14 protein-coding genes are annotated in these 22,183 nt (G+C 72.4%); 4 read left to right on the plus strand and 10 right to left on the minus strand.

Features of this window, described 5'->3' with window-relative positions:
* Positions 1–18 precede the first annotated feature (18 nt).
* The 9 genes from N4G63_RS00275 to N4G63_RS00315 all read right to left on the minus strand — a co-directional run bounded on the left by N4G63_RS00275 (position 19) and on the right by N4G63_RS00315 (position 7,526).
* Complete coding sequence (locus tag N4G63_RS00275; RefSeq protein WP_260789469.1) at positions 19–327, minus strand: rubredoxin; 309 nt, start codon at positions 325–327, stop codon at positions 19–21.
* A gap of 130 nt (positions 328–457) precedes the next feature.
* Complete coding sequence (locus N4G63_RS00280) at positions 458–1,333, minus strand: hydrogenase expression/formation protein (RefSeq protein ID WP_260789468.1); 876 nt, start codon at positions 1,331–1,333, stop codon at positions 458–460.
* 82 nt (positions 1,334–1,415) lie between these two features.
* Positions 1,416–1,922 carry a thioredoxin domain-containing protein gene (locus tag N4G63_RS00285; RefSeq protein ID WP_260789467.1) on the minus strand — a complete coding sequence of 169 codons (507 nt, stop codon included), beginning with the start codon at positions 1,920–1,922 and terminating at the stop codon, positions 1,416–1,418.
* Between the two features lie 115 nt (positions 1,923–2,037).
* On the minus strand, positions 2,038–2,346 hold the full coding sequence (locus tag N4G63_RS00290) for a HypC/HybG/HupF family hydrogenase formation chaperone (RefSeq protein WP_260789466.1): 309 nt from the start codon (positions 2,344–2,346) through the stop codon (positions 2,038–2,040).
* A 6-nt stretch (positions 2,347–2,352) separates the two neighbouring features.
* Positions 2,353–3,060 carry a HyaD/HybD family hydrogenase maturation endopeptidase gene (locus N4G63_RS00295; RefSeq protein WP_314599201.1) on the minus strand — a complete coding sequence of 236 codons (708 nt, stop codon included), beginning with the start codon at positions 3,058–3,060 and terminating at the stop codon, positions 2,353–2,355.
* Between the two features lie 54 nt (positions 3,061–3,114).
* Positions 3,115–3,486: a HigA family addiction module antitoxin gene (locus N4G63_RS00300; RefSeq protein ID WP_260789464.1), complete on the minus strand. Its 372-nt coding sequence runs from the start codon at positions 3,484–3,486 to the stop codon at positions 3,115–3,117.
* 41 nt (positions 3,487–3,527) lie between these two features.
* On the minus strand, positions 3,528–4,259 hold the full coding sequence (gene cybH, locus N4G63_RS00305) for a Ni/Fe-hydrogenase, b-type cytochrome subunit (protein WP_260789556.1): 732 nt from the start codon (positions 4,257–4,259) through the stop codon (positions 3,528–3,530).
* 275 nt (positions 4,260–4,534) lie between these two features.
* The gene (locus N4G63_RS00310; protein WP_314599202.1) at positions 4,535–6,391 is read right to left on the minus strand and encodes a nickel-dependent hydrogenase large subunit; all 1,857 of its coding nucleotides are present in this window, start codon (positions 6,389–6,391) and stop codon (positions 4,535–4,537) included.
* Positions 6,392–6,446: 55 nt separating this feature from the next.
* Positions 6,447–7,526: a hydrogenase small subunit gene (locus N4G63_RS00315; protein ID WP_260789463.1), complete on the minus strand. Its 1,080-nt coding sequence runs from the start codon at positions 7,524–7,526 to the stop codon at positions 6,447–6,449.
* Between the two features lie 406 nt (positions 7,527–7,932).
* Between N4G63_RS00315 and N4G63_RS00320 the strand changes: the two genes are divergently transcribed.
* From N4G63_RS00320 to N4G63_RS00335, 4 genes are all read left to right on the plus strand, one after another.
* Entirely contained in the window at positions 7,933–14,178 is a 6,246-nt protein-coding gene (locus N4G63_RS00320; protein WP_260789462.1) for a DUF7379 domain-containing protein, read from the plus strand.
* Between the two features lie 108 nt (positions 14,179–14,286).
* Positions 14,287–15,537: a septal ring lytic transglycosylase RlpA family protein gene (locus N4G63_RS00325; RefSeq protein ID WP_314599203.1), complete on the plus strand. Its 1,251-nt coding sequence runs from the start codon at positions 14,287–14,289 to the stop codon at positions 15,535–15,537.
* A gap of 222 nt (positions 15,538–15,759) precedes the next feature.
* Complete coding sequence (locus N4G63_RS00330) at positions 15,760–18,216, plus strand: TonB-dependent receptor plug domain-containing protein (RefSeq protein ID WP_314599204.1); 2,457 nt, start codon at positions 15,760–15,762, stop codon at positions 18,214–18,216.
* 318 nt (positions 18,217–18,534) lie between these two features.
* Positions 18,535–20,130 (plus strand): methyl-accepting chemotaxis protein, encoded by a 1,596-nt coding sequence (locus N4G63_RS00335; RefSeq protein WP_314599205.1) that lies wholly within the window; start codon positions 18,535–18,537, stop codon positions 20,128–20,130.
* 141 nt (positions 20,131–20,271) lie between these two features.
* Here N4G63_RS00335 and N4G63_RS00340 read toward each other — a convergent pair whose 3' ends face one another.
* Complete coding sequence (locus N4G63_RS00340) at positions 20,272–22,182, minus strand: PhoX family protein (RefSeq protein WP_314599206.1); 1,911 nt, start codon at positions 22,180–22,182, stop codon at positions 20,272–20,274.
* Between the last annotated feature and the right edge of the window lies 1 nt (position 22,183).

Genomic DNA, 22,183 nt, shown 5'->3' on the forward strand with positions numbered 1-22,183 from the left:
AGAAAAACTCGGTCCGGCTCAGTCGAAACCCAGCGGCCGCCGTGGCTCCGGCTCTGCCGGGCCACTGGGGGCGCCCCCCTGGGGGGGAGGCGGCGCAGCCGCGTCGGGGTGGGGATCGAGCACCATGAACTGGTCGGCATCGCCATCGCATTGCGGGCAGCGCCAGTGCGCGGGCAGATCGGCAAAGGCCAGGCCCGGCGCGATCTGCCATTGCGCATCGCCCTCGGCGGGGTCGTACACCCACCAGCAGATCTTGCACTCCAGCCGCGCATCGGCCGGCAGGCGGGTGCGGTCGCCGAGGTAGCTGCCCTCGAAGGTGTTGCTCATGGCATGCCACCCTGCGCGCCACCGCAGGCGCGGGCCGGCGCCAGGCCAGCCGCCGCCGCGCAGCCGGCTTGGCCGGGTGGCTGGCGGCGCCCGCCCGGGCGGGGCGTGCCGAAGGCGCTTCGGGCGCCGGTCATTGCGCCACCCACTCGAGCACCTCGAGCAGGCGCTCGCGCGAGTCTTCCAGATCCTCGCGCGCAGCGCAGGCCACCTCGGGCAGGTCGACCACCTCCACCGAGTTCAGGATCACCGTGTCCTGCGAGTTGTAGTACACCACCCGCCAGGTGTTGGCCACGCGGCAGTTGGTGATGCGGCAGTTGCCGTAGCCGCGCGACAGGATCAGCACCCGGCCGGTGCCCAGCACATGGTCGATGAAGGCGATGTCCTCGGCGCCCACCGGCAGCAGCGTGAGGTTGACCACCTGGGCCGGCTGGCCCAGGCGCCAGGTCTGGCGGCGGTCTTCCAGCTCCACCAGGATGGGCTGGGCGTTCAGCACGCCGGGGGGCGCGGCCAGCATGTCGGCGGCGGTGCCGCTGGCGTCGGCGCGGGCCGCCTCGCGCAGCAGCGCCGGGGCATCGCCAACCTCGATGCGGTCGAATACGCGGCCATCGCCGCTGACCTCGACCACGCGCCACACGCCGGCAAACACCGACTCCTGGATGCGCGCATGGCCCAGCCCCGGCCGCGCCGGATCGGCCAGCACCTGGGCGCTGACCTCGCCTTCGCCGAGCACCTGGTTGATCAGGGTCAGGTCGGCCGGCGCCAGCCCGGCCAGCAGCACCGGCGCGGGCGTGCCGCCGGCCTGGCGCAGGTCCAGCGCGGCCAGCACCGCGCGCAGCGCCACCAGCGCACCCTGGTGGCCCGCCAGGTCTTCGGGCTCGGGCAGGGGCGGCGCGCGGTAGGTGGACATGCCCTGCGGCATGCTGATGTAGTCGAGCGTCTCGTCTTCGGTGTGGCTGCCGATGCCCAGCGGCAGGTCGGCGATCACCGGGATCGGAAAGGGCTTCATGGCTGGCCCCCGGCGCGCTGGGCGTTGCTCGGCACTTGCGGTTTCATTCGGCTTCTCCGGTTGAAGGTGGGCAGGCGGGCGCTCAGTGGCAGCCGCCGGCATCGGCCGGCGCATCGGCCCGCGCCACGCGGATGCCGACGCCCGGCGTGCGCGTGGTGGGCAGGGCCAGGGCCTCGCGCACGCGGGCCACGTAGTCGGTCCAGTCGAGCATGCCGGCCACCACGGTGACGTAGCGCCCGTCGCGCAGGAACAGCAGCGACGGCCAGCGCTGCACGTCGAAGCGGGCGGCCAGCGCGTCTTCGTCGGCACGCGGCACGACGCCCACCTGGAAGCGGCCACCGGGCCGGCCGTCGTTCACCGCGCGCTGCAGCTCGGGCAGCACCACGGCCACATCGACCACCTCGGGAAAGCGCACCGGGTCGCCGTGGAAAAACAGCACGCGGTCGCCGGGCTCGGCCAGAAAGGCCTCGAGCTGGCCGCGACCAACCCAGCGCGCGCCATGCTGGCTGACCAGGCGCTGCACCAGTGGCGCGGCGCCTTGGGTGGGGTCGTCGGCGGTGGTGGGGGTGTCCAGGGTGTCGGTGCTCATGGTGGCGGTGGGTGGATGGGTGGTGGGTGGGTGGGTGGGTGGCGCTGCGGATGACGGGTGCAGATGACGGGTGCGGATGGCCGGCGTGGGTGGCGGTTGTGGGTGGGCGCCGGGCTCAGCCACCGGCCAGCGCCGCCAGCTGCTCGGCGGTCATCGCCGAGGGCAGGCTGAAGCCGGGCTCGCGCAGCGGATCGGGTGCGACGCCGGCCATCGCGGCCTGCACCAGGTCGAGCGTGGCGTCCACCTCGGCGGCGCGTGCGGCGTCGATGCACTCGCGTGCGGTGTCCAGAAACACCAGCAGCCAGTCGCCCGGCTGCACCGGGCCGACCAGCGCGGTGTTCACCTCGCGCTGCTCGCCACGGCCGGCCACCTGCGCAAAGCCTTCGCGCGTGGCCAGCACCTGCATGGGCATGCCGATGCACATGGCCGCTCAGCCCTGGCTGGCGATCAGGGCCGCCGCCGCCGCGGCGCTGACCATGAAACGCTCGTCGCCGATGCGGCAGGCCTGGGCCTCGGCCGGGCGGCCGGCCTCGTAGGCGCCCAGCGCCAGCGTGGGCACGCACACCGCGTCGTCGGCGGCCGGCGGGGTCTCGCGCGGCTGCGGCTCGGCGCCCCACTCGCGCAGGCGCTGCACGGCCTGCTGCAAGGCCTCGTCGAGCGCGGCCTTGACCACCGGGCGCAGGCTGCCGCCATAGTCGTCCAGCTCCTCGGGCTGGCAGCCGATCAGCAGCACCTCGTCGGGGTAGTTGCCGGTCAGGCGGGCCAGCGCCAGCACCTCCTGGAAGCCGGTCTGGTGCAGGCTCATCTTCTTGGCGCCGAGAAAGCGCGGCACCTCGTCGTTCTCCACCCGCTTGAGCGTGCCGGGCGGCAGGCCGTAGTCGATGGCGTCGAGGATCAGCAGCCGGCGCGCGGCCTGCACATGCTGGATCAGGTACAGGCCCTGGGTGCCGCCGTCGACCAGCTGCACGTTCGGGGCAAAGCGCCAGCGCGCGTCCAGCGCCTCGACGGCGCGCACGCCGAAACCTTCGTCGGCCCACAGCACGTTGCCGATGCCCAGCACCACGATGCTGTCGTCGGCACGCGCCGCGGGCGTGTTACGGGTGGGGTGGCAGGCGGTTTCAGAGGCGGCGGCAGGCATGGCGGTGAACGTGTCGGCGAAAGGAGAGGAAGGGGGGAGTGCCCGCTGCGCGGCTCAGGCCGCGCAGCGGGCGGGGGCCTGGCGCCGCGACGGCGCCGCGGGCCGTGCCGGGTGGGCTGCCGTGGCCGGGGCCAGGCGGCGGCGCAGCTGCTTCCAGGCGTGGTAGCTGTCCCACTGCGCCTGCAGCGCCAGCCACTCGTCGGCGGCCAGGCCGAACGCCAGGGCGCAGCGGATGGCGGTGTCGGGCGACATCGCGCGGTGGCCCATCACGATCTCGTTGACGCGGCGCCGGCTGATGCCCAGGCGCCGCGCGGCCTCGCTCTGGCTGATGGCCATCGGCGCCAGCACATAGCGCTGCAGAAAGCGCCCCGGATGCACCGGCGCGCGGCGCGGCACACCGCTGGGGTGAAGCATCGAGGCGCGCATCTTCAGCGTCCGGTCAAGTCAGGCGCTGTCCGGGTGCCGGCTCAGCGCTTGAAGGTGCGGTGGCCCGAGACCATCGTGCTGACGATGCTCTGGCGGCCCATGATGTCTTCGCGGACGGCGGCGTAGACATGCACGGTGATGAAGATCAGCATGCCCCACATGCCCATGCGGTGCCAGGTGTGCACGTCCTGGCTCTGGCCCATCAGAGGGATCACCCAGCCGAACAGGCGCTCCTGCCACGAGCCGGCCTGCGCGCCTTCGCCGTACAGCGCGAAGCCGGTGAACACCATGAACACCGAGAACAGGAAGAAGCCGAAGAACATGGCCATGCGCGCCAGCGGGTTGTGGCCCACATACTGGCTGGGCTGCGGAATCAGGAACGCATACCACTTGAGCATGGTGCGCACCTCGCGCCAGTAGGCCGGCGTGAAGATCGGCAGCGTGAACAGCTCGCGCGCATGGTGGTTGCCCACCAGGGCCCAGTAGATGCGGCCCAGCAGCCCCACGACGAACAGGTAGGCGGCGGCAAAGTGCGCAAAGCGGATGTAGCCCATCAGGTAGTTGGCGCTGGCCTCGCCCGGCTGGGTGGGCAGCGGCTGGCCGATGAAGTAGCCGGTGATGGCCAGCACGGTGATGCACAGGGCGTTGATCCAGTGCCACAGGCGCACCGGCGCCTCGTACACATAGACCGAGCGGAGGGGGCTGCCATGCGCCACGGCGTCGTCGTCGACCCCCGTGGCCGATGCCAGATCCGGCGTTGCGGAAGTGCTCATGCGCGTGTGTCTCCTGTCGACGGGGGCGGGGGCCGGGGTGTCAGCGGCGGGGGTGTCGTCGTGGTCGCGGATCAGGCGCCACAGCAGCCAGCCCACGCCGGCCAGGGCCAGCAGGCCCAGCAGCCAGTCGGCATGGGCATGCAGCGGTGGCGCGTCGTGGCCGGGGTGGGCCAGGGCCGCGCCGCTGGCGGCCAGGCCGGTGGCCGCCAGCGCGGCCCGGCGGGCCAGGGAGGAAAGGGCGTTGTTCATGTTCGGGGTCTCCTGCGGCGCGGTGCTCAGCGCACCTTCACCGTGGTGAGTTCGCGGCCGTCTTCGCTCATCACGTGGGTCGAGCAGGCCAGGCAGGGGTCAAACGAGTGCAGCGTGCGCAGGATCTCCACCGGCTGCTCGGGGTTGACCATGGGCGTGTTCATCAGGCTGGCCTCGAAGGCGCCGATCTGGCCCTTGTGGTCGCGCGGGCTGCCGTTCCAGGTGGTGGGCACCACGCACTGGTAGTTCTCGATGCGGCCGTCCTTGATGCGGATCCAGTGGCCCAGCATGCCGCGCGGCGCGGCCACCGTGCCCACGCCCTTGGCCTCCTTGGGCCAGGTCTTGGGATCCCACTTCTCCACGTTGGCGGTGGCGCGGTCGCCGGCCTTGAGGTTGGCCACCAGCTCCTTGTAGTCGTCGAGCATCATCTCGGCGGCGTACTGGCTTTCAAGGGCACGGGCCAGCGTGCGGCCGATGGTGGTGGGCAGCAGCTGCTTGGCCGAGTACTGGGTCTCGGGCAGGCCCAGCGCCTTGGGAATGCCGCTGTTGATGGCCACCGCCGAGCTGTCGATCTGCTCCTTCACGCGCTGGCAGTACTTGTTGCCCTTGAGCGCATGGGCATAGCCCAGGATGTAGCGCGACAGCGGCCCCACCTCCAGCGCGTGGCCGCGCCAGCGCGGGCTCTTGATCCACGAGTACTTGGCGCTCTCGTCGAGCTGCTGGATGTTGGTGCGCGTGCCCTTGGTCTTGGGGCCGAGCTGGTAGTTCGGCTCGGTCACGCCGTCCCACGGGTGCAGGCCCTTGGTCTCGTCGCCGTACTTGTACCAGCTGTGGGTGACGAACTCCTGCACCTGCTCGGGGTCGCGCGGGTCGATCGGTTCGATCTTGTCCCAGTTGCCGCCCAGGATCACGCCGCCGGGCAGCTGCTGGGTGCTGGGGTCGTAGGACACCTTCTCGTAGGTGCCGTAGTCGGCCACGTTCAGCGCGGAGAGGCCGCCGCCGTGCAGCCAGCCGGCCTGCTTGTAGATCGTGCCGATGGCCAGCACGTCGGGGACGTAGACGTTGTTGTTGAACTCGATCATTTCCCGGATGCGGGCCTCGACGAAGTTCAGCCGCTCCATGTTGATCGGGGCACCGGCAGCGCCATCGCCGTCGATGTTGATGGCGCACGGCACGCCGCCCACCAGGTAGTTGGGGTGCGGGTTCTTGCCACCGAAGATGGTGTGCACCTTGACCCATTCCTTCTGCAGGTCGAGGGCCTCCAGGTAGTGGGTCACGGCCATCAGGTTGGCCTCGGGCGGCAGCACATAGGCCTTGCTGCCCCAGTAGCCGTTCATGAAAGGACCGAGCTGTCCACTTTCCACGAACTTCTTCAGCCGGTTCTGAATGTCGCGGAAGTAACCCGGCGAGCTCATCGGGTGACTCGGTGAAACCATCTGCTGCAGCTCGCTGGTCTTCTTGGGATCGGCCTTCAGCGCCGAGACCACGTCGACCCAGTCGAGCGCATGCAGGTGATAGAAGTGCACCGCGTGGTCATGCACCTGCAGCGTCTTGGCCATGATCTCGCGGATCAGGTGCGCGTTTTTCGGGATCTTGATGCCCAGCGCGTCTTCCACCGCACGCACGCTGGTCAGCGCATGGCAGCCGGTGCACACGCCGCAGATGCGCTCGACGAAGGCCCAGGCATCGCGCGGATCGCGGCCCTTCAGGATGACCTCGAGCCCGCGCCACATCGTGCCGGTGCTCACCGCGTTGCGGATGACGTTGTTGGAGTCGACGTTCACCTCGCAGCGCATGTGGCCTTCGATGCGGGTGACGGGATCGACGACGATGCGCTTGCCGCTGTCGTCGAGCTTGAAGCCTTGCGTTTCGTACGCGCCCATTTGGATGTTCCTGGAGGTTCCGGGGAGTGCTGTTCGAGCCGGGGGGCCGGTGCGCCTACTTGGCGCCGGTGTCGGCGGTGTCCTTGGAGGCCACACGCTTGAGCGCGCTGACCGCGGCATGCGCCGCCACCGCGGCGCCCACCACGCCGGCGGCCGTGCCGCCCACCTGGTCGGCGTTGGCCTCGATGCCGAACTGGTGGATGTCGGTCAGTCGGTCGTAGAACGAGCCCTTGTCCCAGAAACCGTCTTCCGAGCAGCCGATGCAGCCGTGGCCGGCCTTGATCGGGAAGCTGGTGCCCTCGTTCCACTGCACCGTGGAGCAGGCGTTGTAGCTGGTCGGGCCCTTGCAGCCCACCTTGTAGAGGCAGTAGCCCTTGCGCGCGGCCTCGTCGTCGAAGGACTCGACGAACTGGCCGGCGTCGAAATGCGGCCGGCGATAGCACTTGTCGTGGATGCGCTGGCTGTAGAACATCTTCGGCCGGCCCTGGCGGTCGAGCTCGGGCATGCGGTCGAAGGTGAGCATGTAGGTGATCACGCCGGTCATCACCTCGGCGATCGGCGGACAGCCGGGCACCTTGATGATCGGCTTGTCGGTGATCACCTTGTGGATCGGCGTGGCCTGCGTGGGGTTGGGCTTGGCGGCCTGCACGCAGCCCCAGCTGGCGCACGAGCCCCAGGCGATGATGGCCTTGCTGTCCTTGGCCACGCGCTTGAGCTTCTCGACGAAGGGCTTGCCCGACTGGATGCAGAACATGCCGTCCTCGTTGAGCGGCGGGTTGCCCTCCACGGCCAGGATGTAGTTGCCCTTGTACTTGGCCATGATCTCTTCGAGGATGGCCTCGGCCTGGTGGCCGGCGGCGGCCATCAGCGTGTCGTCGTAGTCCAGGCTGATCATCGACAGCACCACGTCCTTGGCCAGCGGGTGCGCGCTGCGGATGAAGCTCTCGGAGCAGCAGGTGCACTCCAGGCCATGCAGCCACAGCACCGGCGTGCGCGGCTTGGTCTCCATGGCATGTGCGATCTGCGGCACGAAGGCCGGCCCCAGGCCCAGCGAGGTGGCGGTGAGCGAGCAGTACTTCATCAGGCTGCGCCGCGAAATGCCCTGCCGGCGCATCACGTCGTAGAAGGTCTCCATGGGGTCGTGTTCTCCGTTTGCGCTTCCACGCTGACTACAGGAACGGCGGCAACCTTGTGCAAGGCCAGCTCAACCGCAGGCACGCCAGGCGGCGCGTGATGTCTTGTCACAAGTTGCATGCCATGCCGCGTCAGGGCCCGGGAAAGTCCCGAGAGGCCGCGCCAAGTGCTTGAAATCATTTGATTAAGTACAAGCCGGGTCGAGATCACCCGACAGCCCGGCCGGCGCACTGGCAAGCGCGCTTGCAGTCAGGCGCCCGCATCGCAAAGCGCTTGACCATCCCCAACGACGACGACGACGCCCGACCAGGCCGCTGGCTACACTGATTTGCACGGCCCGGCGAGGCCAGGCGCGGCAGGGCTGCGGCGCCGCCCGCACGCAGGTCGCCAGAACAGCAGGAGGCGAGATGACCCAGCCGACCCACCGCGCGCCGGTGACCATCGTCACGCCACCCGGTCGACGCATCGCCCAGCCCGAGCTGCCGCGCGGCCTGCGCCAGGATCAGCGCGGCACCGACAGCGATGCACGCTTTCTGCCCCCCGGCTTTGTGCGGGCGGTCGACGCGGTCGATCTGTCGGCCGGCGCACGCGACCTGGCCGGCGGTGCCGGGCAGGCGCTGTCGCCCGGTGCCAGCCAGGTGCTGGCCATCGAGCTGGACGAGGGCATCACCCTCTACACCAGCCCCGAGAACCTGCAGCGCACGCTGGCCCAGGTGGCGCCCGAGGCGGTGACGGCCGATGGCCGCGTGCTGCTCGAGGCCCTGGAAACCCGCGCCGCCAGCACCCGCGCCATCCGCGCCACCGGCGGTGCGGCACGGCTGGTGGCCCGCGTCACCACGCTCGAGGTCGGCCAGGCCGGCGACGCCATCACCCAGCTGGCCGGCAGCAAGCTGCGCGAGTGGCTGGGCGACCGCCTGGTGGGCGAGGCCGCCGAGCAGCTGGGCATCACCTGGTGGGGCACCAAGGCGCTGATGTGGGCCATCGAGGATCGCCATGGCCGCACCCACGGCCTGTACCGCTGGGTGGGCGGTGAAACCCAGCCGGCGGCGCTGTTCGCCCCCGAGCACGACCCGCGCCTGGCCAAGGAGGCGGCGCAGGGCCCGGTGCTGGTGTTCATCCACGGCACCGCGTCCAGCGTGGGCGGCAGCTTTGGCGACCTGCAGGCCGGCGCGCCCGACACCTGGCGCCTGCTCGAGCTGCAGTACGGCGAGCGCATCTACGGCTTCGAGCACCGCTCGCTGTCCGAAAGCCCGATCGAGAACGCGCTGCAGCTGGCGCGCGCACTGCCCGAGGGCGCCCGCCTGCACCTGGTCAGCCATTCGCGCGGCGGCCAGGTGGGCGATCTGCTGTGCATGGCCACCCACGACGGCGCCGAGCTCGACGCGCTGCTGGAGGCCTATGCCGTCGACGAGGTGGCGCTGGGCGGCGTGGACGACGAGACCGACCGCGCGCGCCTGCGCGCCGAGCTGGCCACCGCCTACGAGCGCCAGCGTGCCGCGCTGCGCGAGCTGGCCACGCTGCTGCGCACGCGGCGCTTCAAGGTCGAGCGTTATGTGCGCGTGGCCTGCCCGGCGCGCGGCACGCGCCTGGCCAGCGGCAACTTCGACGTCTTTCTGTCGGGCCTGCTGTCGCTGGTCGGCCTGGTGCCGGGCCTGGCCGGCAACCCCTGGTACATGGCCTTCAAGCGCGTGGTGCTCGAGATCGCCAGGAACCGCACCCGGCCGCAGCGTGTGCCGGGCATCGAGGCCATGCTGCCCGGCGCGCCGATGGCGCGGCTGCTGGCCCGGCTGCCGGCCCAGGCCGGCACGGCGATGGCGGTGATCGCCGGCGACATCGAGGGCGGCGGCCTGCTCAAGCGCCTGGGCGTGCTGTTCACCGACCACATGTTCTTCGACGGCGTCGACAACGACCTGGTCGTCGACAGCGACTCGATGAGCGCCGGCGTGGCCCGGCCGGCCACCACGCGGCGCCTGTTCGACCAGGGCCCCGAGGTCAACCACTTCCGCTACTTCACCAACAGCAGCACGCGCGAGGCCCTGCGCCAGTGGCTCACCGAGGCCGACCCCGGCGCGCTGGCGCAGTTCAGCCCGCTGCCGGCGCTGGCGCCCGAGCGCAGCCTGGCCGAGACCCAACGCCGCGACACCGTCCGCGCCAGCCAGCGCGGCCTCGAGCCGGCCAGCCTGCCGGTGGTCATCGTGCTGCCCGGCGTGATGGGCTCGCACCTGTGGGTCAACGGCCGCGACCGGGTGTGGATGGACCCGCTCGACCTGCTGGCCGGCGGGCTGCGCAAGCTGGCCTTCGGCCTGCCCGGCGTCAGCCCCGAGAAGCTGTTCGACCCCTCCTACGGCGAGCTGTGCGAGCACCTGGCCGCGAGCCACCAGGTCGAGCGCTTCGCCTACGACTGGCGCCTGCCGCTCGACGCCCTGGGCGATGCCCTGGCCGAACGCGTGCGCCGCGTGCTCGAGGCCAGCGCGCCCGCCGGCGCCGCGCCGCGCCCGGTGCGCCTGCTGGCGCACAGCATGGGCGGCCTGGTGGTGCGCGCGATGGCGGCACGCCACCCCGCGCTGTGGGAGGCCTTGATGCAGCGCCCCGGCGCACGCCTGGTGATGCTGGGCACGCCCAACCACGGCTCGCACCAGATGGTGGAGATGCTGATCGGCAAGGGCGACACGGTGCGCCTGCTGGCCCGCGCCGACCTGCGCCACAGCCTGCAGCAACTGCTCGACCTGGTGGGCGGCTTCCGCGGTGCGCTGGCCCTGCTGCCGCGCCCGGGCTTCCTGGACGAGGCCGCCATGCTGCAGGGCGCCGACCGCCAGCAGCCCGACTACTTTGCCCCGGCACTGTGGGAGCGCCTGCGCGCCGAGATGACCGACCTGTGGTTCGGCAACGGCGTGGTGGCACGGCTGCAGCCCGCGGCGCTGTCGGCCGCCAGCTGGCTGTGGCGCCAGCCGGGGCCGGCCGCCGGCCTGCCCGCGGCGCATGCCGAGCGATGCTTCTATGTGCACGGCGTGGCCGCCAGCACGCCCTGCGGCATGGTGCAGCGCAACGGCCGCTGGCAGATGCTGGCCACGCCGCGCGGCGACGGCACCGTCACCTGGGTGTCGGGCCGGCTCGAGGGCATTGCCGCCGCGCACCACTTCTACATGCCGGCCGGCCACGGCGCGCTGGCCGACACGCCGGAGTACTTCGACTCGCTGGCGCTGCTGCTGGCCGAGGGCCAGCCCGGCCGCCTGCTCAGCAGCCCGCCGCGCGTGCGCGACGCCAGTGGCGCCGAAGTCGTTGAACTGCAGGCCTACGACGCCGGCCCGCCACAGGTGCCCAGCGCCGAAGAGCTGGCCGCCAGCCTGCTGCGCCGCGAACCGCGGGCGCCGGTGCGCGATGCCGCGGGCCGCGGCCAGCGCCAGCTCAGCGTGCGGGTGCGCAACGACGACCTGCGCGCGCTCGACCGGCCGATCCTGGTGGGCCACTACGCGCAGGACGCGATCTCCGGCGCCGAGGCCCTGATCGATCGCGACCTGGTGCACGGCGCGCTGCGCCAGCGCTACGACCTGGGCCTGTACGCCGGCGCCGCCGGCACCGCCACCGTGGTGCTGCCGGCGCCCAATGCGATGGAACGCGCGCGAGGCAGCCGCCGCGGCGCGGTGGTGGCCGGCCTGGGCGTCTTTGACGGCTCGCTGGGCGCACCGGCCCTCACCGGCGCGGTGCGCAATGCGGTCACGCGGCTGCTGCTGCAGCTGCTCGACAGCGGCGAGCCCGCGCCGGCCGATCCGGCCGCCGCCGGCATCGCGCTGGCCACGCTGCTGATCGGCTACAACACCGCCGCCAACCTGGGCCTGGGCGACGTGATGACCGCGCTGATTCGCGGCACCGCCGAGGCCAACCACCGCTTCCACGAGGCCACCGGCAGCCCCTGGCATGTCGATGCGCTGGACATCGTCGAGCTCTACCGCGACACCGCGATCAGCGCCGCGCGCCAGCTCGAGCGCGTGGCCGCGCAGCTGTCGGCCGGCCGGGCGCTGCGCTGCCGCATCGCGGTGCAGCCGCTGCTCGAAGGCGGCGGCGCGCGCGAGCGCCTGCTCGATGCGCGTGGCGCCTCGTACTGGTCGCGGCTGATGGTGTCGTGCGCCGGCGACGAGGCCTCGGTGACGCCTGGCAGCCCCGACCTCGACACCGACACCGAGGCCGAGCCGGCGGCCGCTGCGCCGGCACCGGCCGCGGCGGCCGCCCGCATGCGCCGCGGCATGGCCGGCCGGCTGCGCTTTCTGTACCTGGGCTCGGGCCGCGCGCGGGTCGAGGCCCAGGTGCAGCAGCGCCAGCCCGGCCTGGTCGAGCGCCTGGTCGAGCAGCAGCTGCGCCAGCCCACCATCGACCTGGCCTTCGGCCGCACGCTGTTCCAGCTGATGGTGCCCAATGCGCTGAAGGATGTGGTGCGTCAGCTCGACCGCGCGGTGCTGGTGCTCGACGGCGCCACCGCCAACCTGCCCTGGGAAATGATGCGCGTGGACGACGAGCCGCTGGCCTGCCGCGCCGCGCTGGTGCGCCAGCTGGCCACGCTGCAGTACGCCACCCAGGTGCACCAGGCCGCCGGCCGCCGCGCGCTGGTCATCGGCAACCCGTCCTACGCCGGTTTCGGCCGCGCCTTCACGCTGCCCGGCACCGCGCCCTGGCCCGACCCCGACTCGCTGAGCGGCGCCGAGACCGAGGCCGAGGCCGTGGTGCAGGTGCTGCGCCAGGCGCTGTGGGAGCCCACCGCGCTGATCGGCCAGCAGCAGCGCGCGCTGCCCATCATCAACACCCTGCTGGGCCAGCCCTGGCGGCTGCTGCACATTGCCGCGCATGGCGTGGTCGACCTGCCGCACCCCGACGGCAACGCGCGCAGCGGCGTGGTGCTGTCCGACGGCCTGCTGATCACCGCCGCCGAGGTGGCCGCCATGCCGGCGGTGCCCGAGCTGGTGTTTCTGAACTGCTGCCATCTGGGCCAGCTCGACCTGGACGCCGACGCGCCGCACCTGGGCCACCGCAACCGCCTGGCCGCCAGCCTGGCGCGCGAGCTGATCCAGGCCGGCGTGCGCGCCGTGGTGGTGGCCGGCTGGGCGGTGGACGACCGCGCCGCCGAGCTGTTTGCCCGCACCTTCTACGAGCGCCTGCTGCTGGGCCGCCAGAACTTCGGCGACGCCGTGCACGAGGCGCGCCGCGCGGCCTACGCGGCGCACCGCCAGGGCACCACCTGGGGCGCCTACCAGGCCTATGGCGACCCCGGCTGGCGCTTTGGCGGCGATGTGGCCGAGGCCGGTGCCGCCGCGGCCAGCGCGGCCACGGCCAAGGCACCGGCCGCGCCCACGGTGCTGGTCTCGCCACGCGAACTGGTGGCCGAGCTGCAGCAGCGCTGCCGCGACCTGCGGCGCCAGGGCACGCCGCTCACGCCCTCGCAGCAGCAGGCCAGCGCGCAGTGGGTGCAGGATCGGCTGCGCGCCCATGCCGACTGGGCCACCCTGCCCGACGTGGCCGGCGCCGCGGCCCGCCTGCTCACCGATCTGGGCCCCGACTGGTTTGCGCCGGCGCTCGCGCTGTTTCAGCAGGCGCTGGCCGACGCGCGCCTGCTCGGCCGGGTCGATCTCGACGCGGTGCAGCAGATGGCCAACCTCGAGGCCCGCCACGGCGAGGCCAGTGGCGACCTGGCACTGGTCAACCGCGCCATCACCCGCCTGACCGATCTGCTGGCCATGGTGGCCGGCGGGCCGGCCGAGGCCAGGGCCGGTGCGCCGGGCCTCAATGCCGAGCGCGCCAGCCTGCTGGGCAGCGCCCACAAGCGCCGCGCCGGCCTGCACGCCCGCGCCGGCCAGGTGGCGGCCATGCGCGCCGACCTGGGCCAGAGCCTGGCCTGGTACCGCGCCGCCGCGCCGCTGGCGCAGGGCCCCGAGCAGCATCCCTACTCGGTGCTCAACTGGCTGGCCCTGGCGGCGTGGGAGCCGGCGCTGGCCGCCGACATCGACGCCAGCACCGGCCTGGCCCTGGCGCAGCGCTGCGCCGACGCGGCCAGTGGGCGCTTCCGGCTGTCCAACGACTTCTGGGACGCGGTGATGGCCGCCGATGCCCACCTCACGCTGGCACTGCTGCGCGGCGAGCTGGGCGGCGCCGCCGCCGACCAGGCCGTGAACCGGCTGCAGGCCCGGTACCTGGACAGCCTGACCGGCCTGCTGCTGCCGCTGCGCGGCATGGACTCGGTGGTGCAGCAAATGCACCTGCTGGCCCAGTGCTTTGCCGCACGCGGCGCGCTGGCCGGCCCCACCGCCGCCACCGACCTGCGCACCGCCACGGCCCTGCACACGCTGGGCGAGCGCCTGCTGCCCGGCAGCACCCGTAGCGCGCCGGTGGTGGCCACGGCAGGCGGTGTGGCCGCGGTGGACGCACCTGCACCGCCCGGCGCCAAGGCAGCCAGGCCGGCAAAGGCAGCCAAGCCATCCACGTCCGCCAAGCCCGCCAAGTCCGCCAATCCGACCGCCGTCCAGGCCACCACGCAAGGCAGCTCGCAAGCCAGCTCGCGAGCCAACAGCGCCAGTGCCAAGCCGGCCGGCAAGGCCAGCCGCCCGCGCACTGCTACGCCGGCTGCGGCCCCGGCTGTCAAGAGCCCACGCGGCCGTCGCGGCAAGTGAGCGCCTGCTCGCCAGGGTGTGGCCTGTGGCACACAGCCGGGCCTGCGGTGCGGTGTCCGCGTGTGACAGCGGCGGGTGCGGCGCCGGGCATGGGTTAGGGTGCGGGCCGTGATTTGCCGCCCCAAGACCCGCCACGCCCGCGCCGCCCGCATCAGCCGCACCCGTTCGCCCAGCGCCAACAGCCCCACCAGCCGCCGCGCCCGGCGCCACGCCCTGCGGCCGGCCGGCCGGGGGCGGGCCGGCTGCGCTGCCGCCCTGGCCGGGCTGGTGCTGCTGCTGGCCGGCTGCGGCAGCACGCCGCCGCGCCCCGCCAGCGAGGCCGGCGTGCGCCCCGGCGCTGCCGTGCGCCCGGCCACGCCGGCACGCCGCGACGAGCCGGTGCGCCAACCGGCGCCTGACAGCACGCGTGACGGCCCCGACGCCAACCCGCCGCCCAACCTGGTCGAGGTGCCCGACGCCGAGCCGCGCATCGAGCCGCTGCGCGTGGGCGGGCCCAACAAGCCCTACGAGGTGCTGGGCACGCGCTACGAGCCCGCCACCACCGATGTGGCGCTGGCCGAGCGCGGCCTGGCCTCGTGGTACGGCCGCAAGTTCCACGGCCGGCCCACGGCCAATGGCGAAACCTACGACATGTACGCCATGACCGCGGCGCACAAGACCATGCCGCTGCCCAGCTATGCCCGCGTGCGCAACCCGCGCAACGGCCATGAGGTGGTGGTGCGCATCAACGACCGCGGCCCCTTCCATGCCGAGCGCGTGATCGACCTCAGCTACACCGCCGCGCTCAAGCTGGGTCTGCTGGGCGGCGTGGCGCCGGTGGAGGTGCAGCGCATCACCCACGAGGCCATCCGCACCGGCAGCTGGCGCAACCCGCGGCTGCCGCCGGTGCCGGGCCTGGTGCTGGACGACACCGCCGTGGCCACCCTCGCGCGCGAGCCGTCCGAGGCCCCGGCCGGCGCGCGGCCGGCCGCCGGCGGCGCCTATGCCGATGACCCGATTGCCGCCTTTGCCAGCCGGCCGGGCCGGCACAACCCCGCCGCCATGCCCTCGCTGCCGCCGCCGCCGGCGCCCGGCCAGCCGCTGGCCGGCAGCCACAGCGAGCCCGGCGCCGCCACCCATGCGGCGCGCGGCTGGTGGCTGCAGCTGGGCGCGTTTCGCGACCACGACGGCGCGGTGGGCTTTCGCCAGCGGGTGGCCCAGGCGGTGGACGGCCTGGGGCCGCTGCTGGCCATCTTTCGCGAGCGCGACCTGCACCGCCTGCAGGCCGGCCCCTACGCCAGCCGGCACGATGCCGCCCTGGCCGCCGACCGCCTGCGCGCCACGCTGGCCCTGGTGCCGGCCATCGTCGAACGGCGGTAGACGGCGCCAGCACCCCGGCGGTGGCGTCAAGCCGTCCGTCCACGCCAATCCACCACCCGTCGCATGACTTCGGTGGTGACAGCGGCTGCTTCGCAATTCAGATACAAACGCCTCACAAAGTCGGACTGCGCCCGCCTGCTGCCAGCGCTACCTGTCCATTCCGAGCCGCCGCCTGACGCGGTGCCCCACCGCCGTCCCGGCTCCAGCAGACCGCCCACACCCATGAACCGCCCGTTTTCTCGCGCGTCGCGTCTGCCACGCGCGCTGCGCCGCCCGGCATCGCCGGCCTTGTCGTCGGCCCTGGCCCAGGTCTGCACCGGCGCGCCGCTGGCCCTGGCCGCGGCGCTGGCCGCGCCCTGGCTGGCGCTGCCGGCCCGGGCCCAGACGCCGCCACCGGCCACGGCCGCGCCGGCAGCACCCGCCGCGGCAGCCGCAACACCTGCACCGCCTGCCACGCCCGCCGCCGCAGCGGCTGCCGCCTCGGCGCCGCAGCGCGCGGCCTCGGCGCCGCGGCCGGCCCGCCCGGCCGACGCCCAGCGCACTGCGCCGCAGCAGGTCGAGATCACCGGCCGCCAGGCCAGCGACCCCACGATGGACGAGCGCCGCCAGTCCACCGCCAGCCGCCTGGTGATCGGCCGCGAAGAGCTCGACCGCATGGGCGATGGCTCGGTCTCCGAGGTGCTCAAGCGCCTGCCCGGCGTCACCATGGGCGGCCCGGCCGGCCGCGGTGGCGGCCCGCGCATGCGCGGCATGGGCGGCGGCTACACCCAGCTGCTGGTGGATGGGCAGCGCATGCCGCCGGGCTTCTCGCTCGACGACCTGCCGCCCGAGCAGATCGAGCGCATCGAGATCATGCGGGCGCCGGTGGCCGAGTTCGGCACGCGCGCCATCGCCGGCACCATCAACGTGGTGATGCGCAACGGCTACAAGCGCCGCGAGAACGAGCTGCGCTTTGGCGGCGGCGTGGACGGCAGCCGCACCCAGTACGGCGGCAACTGGACGCGCAACGGCCAGAGCGAGGCGCTCACCTGGTCGGCCGCGGCCTCGCTGTTCGGCGGCGGGCGCAGCAACGACAGCGTCTCGCGCACCACCGGCAGCGCGCCCGATGGCACGCCCGACCTCGACCGCACCGTGCGCAGCGCGGGCTACGGCACGCGCGAGTCGGTGTTTCTCAACGGCCGGCTGCAGTGGCGGCTGGGCCAGGGCGAGACGCTGGAGCTGCAGCCCTCGCTGAATGTCTCGCGCGGCAAGTTCAACAGCCGCGCCAGCGTCACCCAGCCGCTGGGTGACCTGGCCCAGCTGTCGTACCTGCAGGCCGGCAGCGAGGGCCGCAACGACAACAGCATGGCGCGCCTGGGCGGCACCTGGAACACCGCCACCGGCTCGGGCGGCAAGCTGCAGCTGCGTTTCACCACCATGCTCAACGAGTCAAACAGCGACAGCACGCGCCTGGAGACCGGCGGCCAGGCCGCCGGCGGCCGCACCCGCAGCAGCAGCAGCCACAGCCGCGACCTGGCCATCGACCTGAACGGCAAGTTCTCGCAGCTGCTGGGCGAAAGCCACTCGATGAGCACCGGCTGGGAGCTGCAGAGCAACCAGCGCAACGACAGCGGCAGCACCGAGACCACCGGCAGCCTGGTCAACAGCCTGGTGCAGGATGTCGACGCCCGCATCCGCCGCCTGGCCCTGTACGGGCAGGACGAGTGGGAGTGGGACAAGCAGCTCTCGTTCTACGTGGGCGCGCGCTGGGAGAGCATCCTCACCGGCAGCGACGGCACCAGCGGCGCCAACGGCACGCCGCGCAGCGTGCGCAACCGCTCGGGCGTGTTCACGCCGCTGGCGCACATGGTCTACCGCCTGCCCGACAGCAAGGACCAGATCCGCGCCAGCCTGACGCGCAGCTACCGCTCGCCCAACACCAACCAGATCGTCGGGCGCATCGGCATCTCGGGCCAGGAGCCCGACCTGGGCAAGACCAATGAGTCCACCTCGCCCGACCGCGCCGGCAACCCCGACCTGAAACCCGAGCTGGCCTGGGGCCTGGAGGCGGGCTACGAGCGCTACCTCGAGGCTGGCGGCGTGGTCAGCGCCAATGTCTTCTACCGCCGCATCGACGACCTGATCCGCAATCTCACCGTGCTCGAGACGGTGGACTACGCCAGCGCCCAGCGCTACGTGTCCCGCCCGCGCAACATCGGCCAGGCCGATTCGGCCGGGCTGGAGCTCGAGGCCAAGATGCGCGCCGCCGACCTGTGGGACACCGAGCTGCCGATCAGCCTGCGTGCCAACACCACGCTGATGTGGTCGCGCGTGAGCGGCGTGAAGGGCCCCAACAACCGGCTCGAAGGCCAGCCCTCGGCCACGCTGAACCTGGGGCTGGACTGGCCGATCCGCGGCACGCCGCTCACCGTGGGCGGCAACTGGAACCTGACGCCGGGCTTCAGCATCCAGCAGATCGACAACCAGAGCAGCAGCCAGGGCCGCCGCGCGCAGCTCGATTTCTACGGCCTGTGGCGCTTCGGCCCCGACTTCAGCACCCGGCTGTCGGTCAACAACGCCGATGCCCGCCACTTCGACACCGGCGTCACCACCGTGGGCAGCGACGGCCGCGTGCAGACGGTGCAGACCTCGACGCGCAGCACCACCCAGCTCAATCTGCGCGCCGAAATGAAGTTCTGACCGCCGCCGCGGGCCGGGCAGCGCCCGGTCTGCCCGGCGCCGGCCACGCCGCCGCCAACATCTGATCAATGCGCTGCCGTTGTGCAGCCAAGTGTGAACTATTGCTGCGACGCAATCGTTGGCAGCGGTTTGCACCGCATCGGGGCATCACTTCTGATCTTTTGTGTGGGGAGATCTTGTCGATAGTGAGGCACCCGCGGAACGCAGGCGGTGGTCAGGCAACAGCCGGCCCAGGCAGGAACCCAGACGGAACCACGGGATCGTCGTCGTCGCAACCCAGCGGACGCGCAGCCGCGCCGTGTCGCAAGGAAACCCCCCATGAGCAGTATTGAAAACCTCTCCGTCAAGGCCCGATTGACGCTCGCGTTCGGCTGTCTGGCCTTCATCGTCATTGCCGTGTCGGTGCTGGCCTTGCGGGCACTGTCGCAAGGGCACGACCAGTTTGCCGGCTACCTCGGCCAGACGGCCAGCCGCATGGCCCTGGCCAACGACATCCTCGATGCCACCAACGAGCGCGCGATCAGTGCGCGCAACCTGGTCATCTCCGGCAGCGAAGCCGACCTCGCGGCCGAGAAGGTGGTGGTGGTCAAGGCCCACGAGAAGGTGGGCGCCGCGGTGGCCAAGCTCAAGGACGCGGTGGCCAAGGCGCCCGACGCCACCGAGCGCGAGCGCAAGCTGATGGCCGAGATTGAAAGCGTGGAATCGCGCTACGGCCCGCTGGCGGTGACCATCGTGGGCATGGCGGTCGAAAACAAGCGCGAGGCGGCCATCCAGAAGATGAACGCCGAGTGCCGCCCGCTGCTGGCGGCCCTGATCAAGGCAGCCAATGCCTACATCGCCAATGCCAATGCGCAAGGCAACGCCGAGGTCAAGGAGGCCGAGTCGGCCTATGCCACCAACCGCAACCTGATGCTGCTGGCCATCGTGCTGGCCGGTGGCCTGGCCGTGGCCCTGGCACTGGTGATCACGCGCAGCCTGACCCGTGCGCTGGGTGCCGAGCCGGCCGAGCTGGGCCACGCCGCGCAGCGCGTGGCGCAGGGTGACCTGGGCGAGGTCCATGGCGCCAGCGGCGCCCCGGCCGGCAGCGTGCTGGCCAGCCTGGGCGAGATGCAGGCCAGCCTGGCCCGCGTGGTGGGCCAGGTGCGCACCGCCTCCGACTCGATTGCCACCGGTTCGGCGCAGATCGCCACCGGCAATGCCGACCTCAGCCAGCGCACCGAGGAGCAGGCGTCGAACCTGCAGCAGACCGCCTCGTCGATGGAGGAGATGAACGCCACGGTGAAGAACAACGCCGACACCGCGCGCCAGGCCACCCAGCTGGCCAGCTCGGCCAGTGCCGCGGCGGTGACCGGCGGCCAGGTGGTGGGCCAGGTGGTGGCCACGATGGACGACATCTCCACCAGCTCGAAGAAGATCGCCGACATCATCGGCACCATCGACGGCATCGCCTTCCAGACCAACATCCTGGCGCTGAACGCGGCGGTGGAAGCCGCCCGTGCCGGCGAGCAGGGCCGCGGCTTCGCGGTGGTGGCCGCCGAGGTGCGCAGCCTGGCCCAGCGCAGCGCCGAAGCCGCCAAGGAGATCAAGGCGCTGATCAGCGCCAGCGTCGAGCGGGTGGAGACCGGCTCGCGCCTGGTGGGCGAGGCCGGCACCAACATGGACGAGATCGTGGCCCAGGTCAAGCGCGTGGCCGACCTGATCGGCGAGATCAGCTCGGCCACCATCGAGCAGACCAGCGGCATCGGCCAGGTCTGCGACGCGGTGTCGCAGCTCGACCAGGTGACGCAGCAGAATGCCGCACTGGTGGAAGAAAGCGCCGCCGCCGCCGAGAGCCTGAAGCACCAGGCCGGCCGCCTGGCCGAGGTGGTGGGCGTGTTCAAGCTGGGCCACGACGGCGTGGCGCTGCAGCGCTGAGCACCGCCGCGGCCGGCCGGCCCGCCGGCTGACGGCCCCGGCCAGCCTCCCCCCGCCGCAGGCGCCTGCCCGTTCACCCGGGCCGGCGCCTGTGTCATTCATGGCGCTGCTGGCGGGCAGCGCCTGTGGCGCTTGTGGCGCTCAGCTGCCGATCACGCCGCCATCGTTCTTGCGGATCACCACCGTGGCCGAGCGCGGCCGGCCGGCCGGATCGCGGTCGGGCCAGCTCGAGTTTTTGGTGGGCGCGGCCGGGTCGCTCAGCTCGCTGGCGCTTTCGCCCGGGTGCTGGATGTTGATGAACATCGTGCGGCCGTCGGGCGTGGCGGTGGCGCCGGTGATCTCGCAGCCCACCGGGCCCACCAGAAAGCGGCGCAGCTCGCCGCTGCGCACATCGGCGGCCAGCATCTGGTTGTTGCCCAGGCCCTTCAGGTCGCCCTTGCCCATGGCGCTGGTCGACATGTCGGTCTGGACCCACAGCACACCGCGGCGGTCGACCCACAGGCCGTCGGGGCAGCCCAGCGCATCGCCCTTCACCTGGCCCTGGGCCTCGGCGCGCTCGTTGGCCGGGTCGCCGGCCAGCACGAAGTGGTTCCAGGCGAAGCGCAGGCCGTCGTGGTCGCCCTCTTCCTTCCAGCGGATGATGTGGCCCATGGTGTTGTTGGCCCGCGGGTTGGCCGCGTCCACGCCGGGCAGGCCGGCCGCGCCGCGGCTGCTGTTGTTGGTGAGCGTGCAGTACACCCAGCCGGCGGCATCCACCGCAATCCACTCGGGCCGGTCCATCTTGGTAGCGCCCAGCAGATCGCTGGCCTGGCGGCTCTTGATCACCACCTCGCCCTGGTCGGCAAAGCCGTTGGCCGCGCCCAGCGGGCCCTGGCCGTGCAGCAGCGGCAGCCACTGGCCGCGGCCGTCGGCGTCAAAACGCGCCACGTACAGCGTGCCGTGGTCCAGCAGCTCGGCGTTGGCGCTGGCGCCGCCCGGGCGCATGGCGTCGCGGCTGACGAACTTGTAGATGTACTCGAAGCGCGAGTCCTCGCCCATGTACACCACCGCGCGCTGGTCGCGGGTGAGGGCCACCGTGGCGCCCTCGTGCGCGGCGCGGCCCAGCGCGCTGCGCTTGACCGGCACGCTGCTGGGGTTGGCCGGGTCGATCTCGACCACCCAGCCGAAGCGGTTGATCTCGTTGGGGTGCTGCGCGGCGTCGAAGCGGGCGTCGTGTTCGGCCCAGCGGTAGCCGCCGTCGCCCTTCTTCAGGCCCCAGCGCTTCTGGTGCGCGTCGGGCGTGTCGGGGCCCTTGAAGTAGTTGATGAAGTTCTCTTCGCAGGTGAGGTAGGTGCCCCAGGGCGTGATGCCGCTGGCGCAGTTGTTCAGCGTGCCCAGCACCTGGCGGCCCGCGGCATCGGCGGCGGTCCTCATCAGCGCATGGCCGGCGGCCGGGCCGCTCACCCGCATCGGCGTGCGCGCGGTGATGCGGCGTGCCCACGGCGAGGGCAGCACCACCGCCCACTGGCCGTTCTTCTGCTCGACCTCGCAGATGCTCACGCCATGCGCGGCCTGGGCCTTGCGCACCTTCTCGGCCGACCAGTTGGCCATGCCGTCCTTGAACAGCAGGCCCGAGTCCACGTACTCGTGGTTCATGGCCAGCAGGCCCGAGGTGGAGCCGTTCTGGGCAAAAAAGTGGATGCCGTCGTGGTGCATGCCGAACTGCGCCTCCTGCTCGGCGGCGCTGTTGCTGGCATCGGGCTTGAACGCCGGCATCTCGCCCGACAGGCCCACCGGCGCGCCCCAGGGTGCGATGACCTGCACGCTGTAGCCCTCGGGCACCACCACGGTGTCGGCCGTGCCCACCGGCACGCTCTTGAAGCCCAGCAGCGGCGCGGCCGCGCTGCCGGCGGCCTCACCGGTGCTGGCGCAGCCGCTCAGGGCGCCCAGCGAGCCGATGCCGGCCAGCGGCGCCAGAAAGGCGGCGGCGGCACCGCCACGCAGCAGCGTGCGGCGTGCGGGATCACTCAGCGCATGGATGCTGGGGTTGGCGCTGGTATTGCTGTCTTCCATC

It is taken from the genome of Aquabacterium sp. OR-4, assembly GCF_025290835.2.
GTDB lineage: Bacteria > Pseudomonadota > Gammaproteobacteria > Burkholderiales > Burkholderiaceae_C > Pseudaquabacterium.

Coding starts and splice junctions, on each gene's coding strand:
- N4G63_RS00275 (WP_260789469.1), bottom strand. CDS start 327: ATGAGCAACACCTTCGAGGGCAGCTACCTCGGCGACCGCACCCGCCTG.
- N4G63_RS00315 (WP_260789463.1), bottom strand. CDS start 7,526: ATGGAGACCTTCTACGACGTGATGCGCCGGCAGGGCATTTCGCGGCGC.
- cybH (WP_260789556.1), bottom strand. CDS start 4,259: ATGAGCACTTCCGCAACGCCGGATCTGGCATCGGCCACGGGGGTCGAC.
- N4G63_RS00320 (WP_260789462.1), top strand. CDS start 7,933: ATGACCCAGCCGACCCACCGCGCGCCGGTGACCATCGTCACGCCACCC.
- N4G63_RS00280 (WP_260789468.1), bottom strand. CDS start 1,333: ATGAAGCCCTTTCCGATCCCGGTGATCGCCGACCTGCCGCTGGGCATC.
- N4G63_RS00330 (WP_314599204.1), top strand. CDS start 15,760: ATGAACCGCCCGTTTTCTCGCGCGTCGCGTCTGCCACGCGCGCTGCGC.
- N4G63_RS00300 (WP_260789464.1), bottom strand. CDS start 3,486: ATGCGCGCCTCGATGCTTCACCCCAGCGGTGTGCCGCGCCGCGCGCCG.
- N4G63_RS00295 (WP_314599201.1), bottom strand. CDS start 3,060: ATGCCTGCCGCCGCCTCTGAAACCGCCTGCCACCCCACCCGTAACACG.
- N4G63_RS00285 (WP_260789467.1), bottom strand. CDS start 1,922: ATGAGCACCGACACCCTGGACACCCCCACCACCGCCGACGACCCCACC.
- N4G63_RS00340 (WP_314599206.1), bottom strand. CDS start 22,182: ATGGAAGACAGCAATACCAGCGCCAACCCCAGCATCCATGCGCTGAGT.
- N4G63_RS00290 (WP_260789466.1), bottom strand. CDS start 2,346: ATGTGCATCGGCATGCCCATGCAGGTGCTGGCCACGCGCGAAGGCTTT.
- N4G63_RS00335 (WP_314599205.1), top strand. CDS start 18,535: ATGAGCAGTATTGAAAACCTCTCCGTCAAGGCCCGATTGACGCTCGCG.
- N4G63_RS00310 (WP_314599202.1), bottom strand. CDS start 6,391: ATGGGCGCGTACGAAACGCAAGGCTTCAAGCTCGACGACAGCGGCAAG.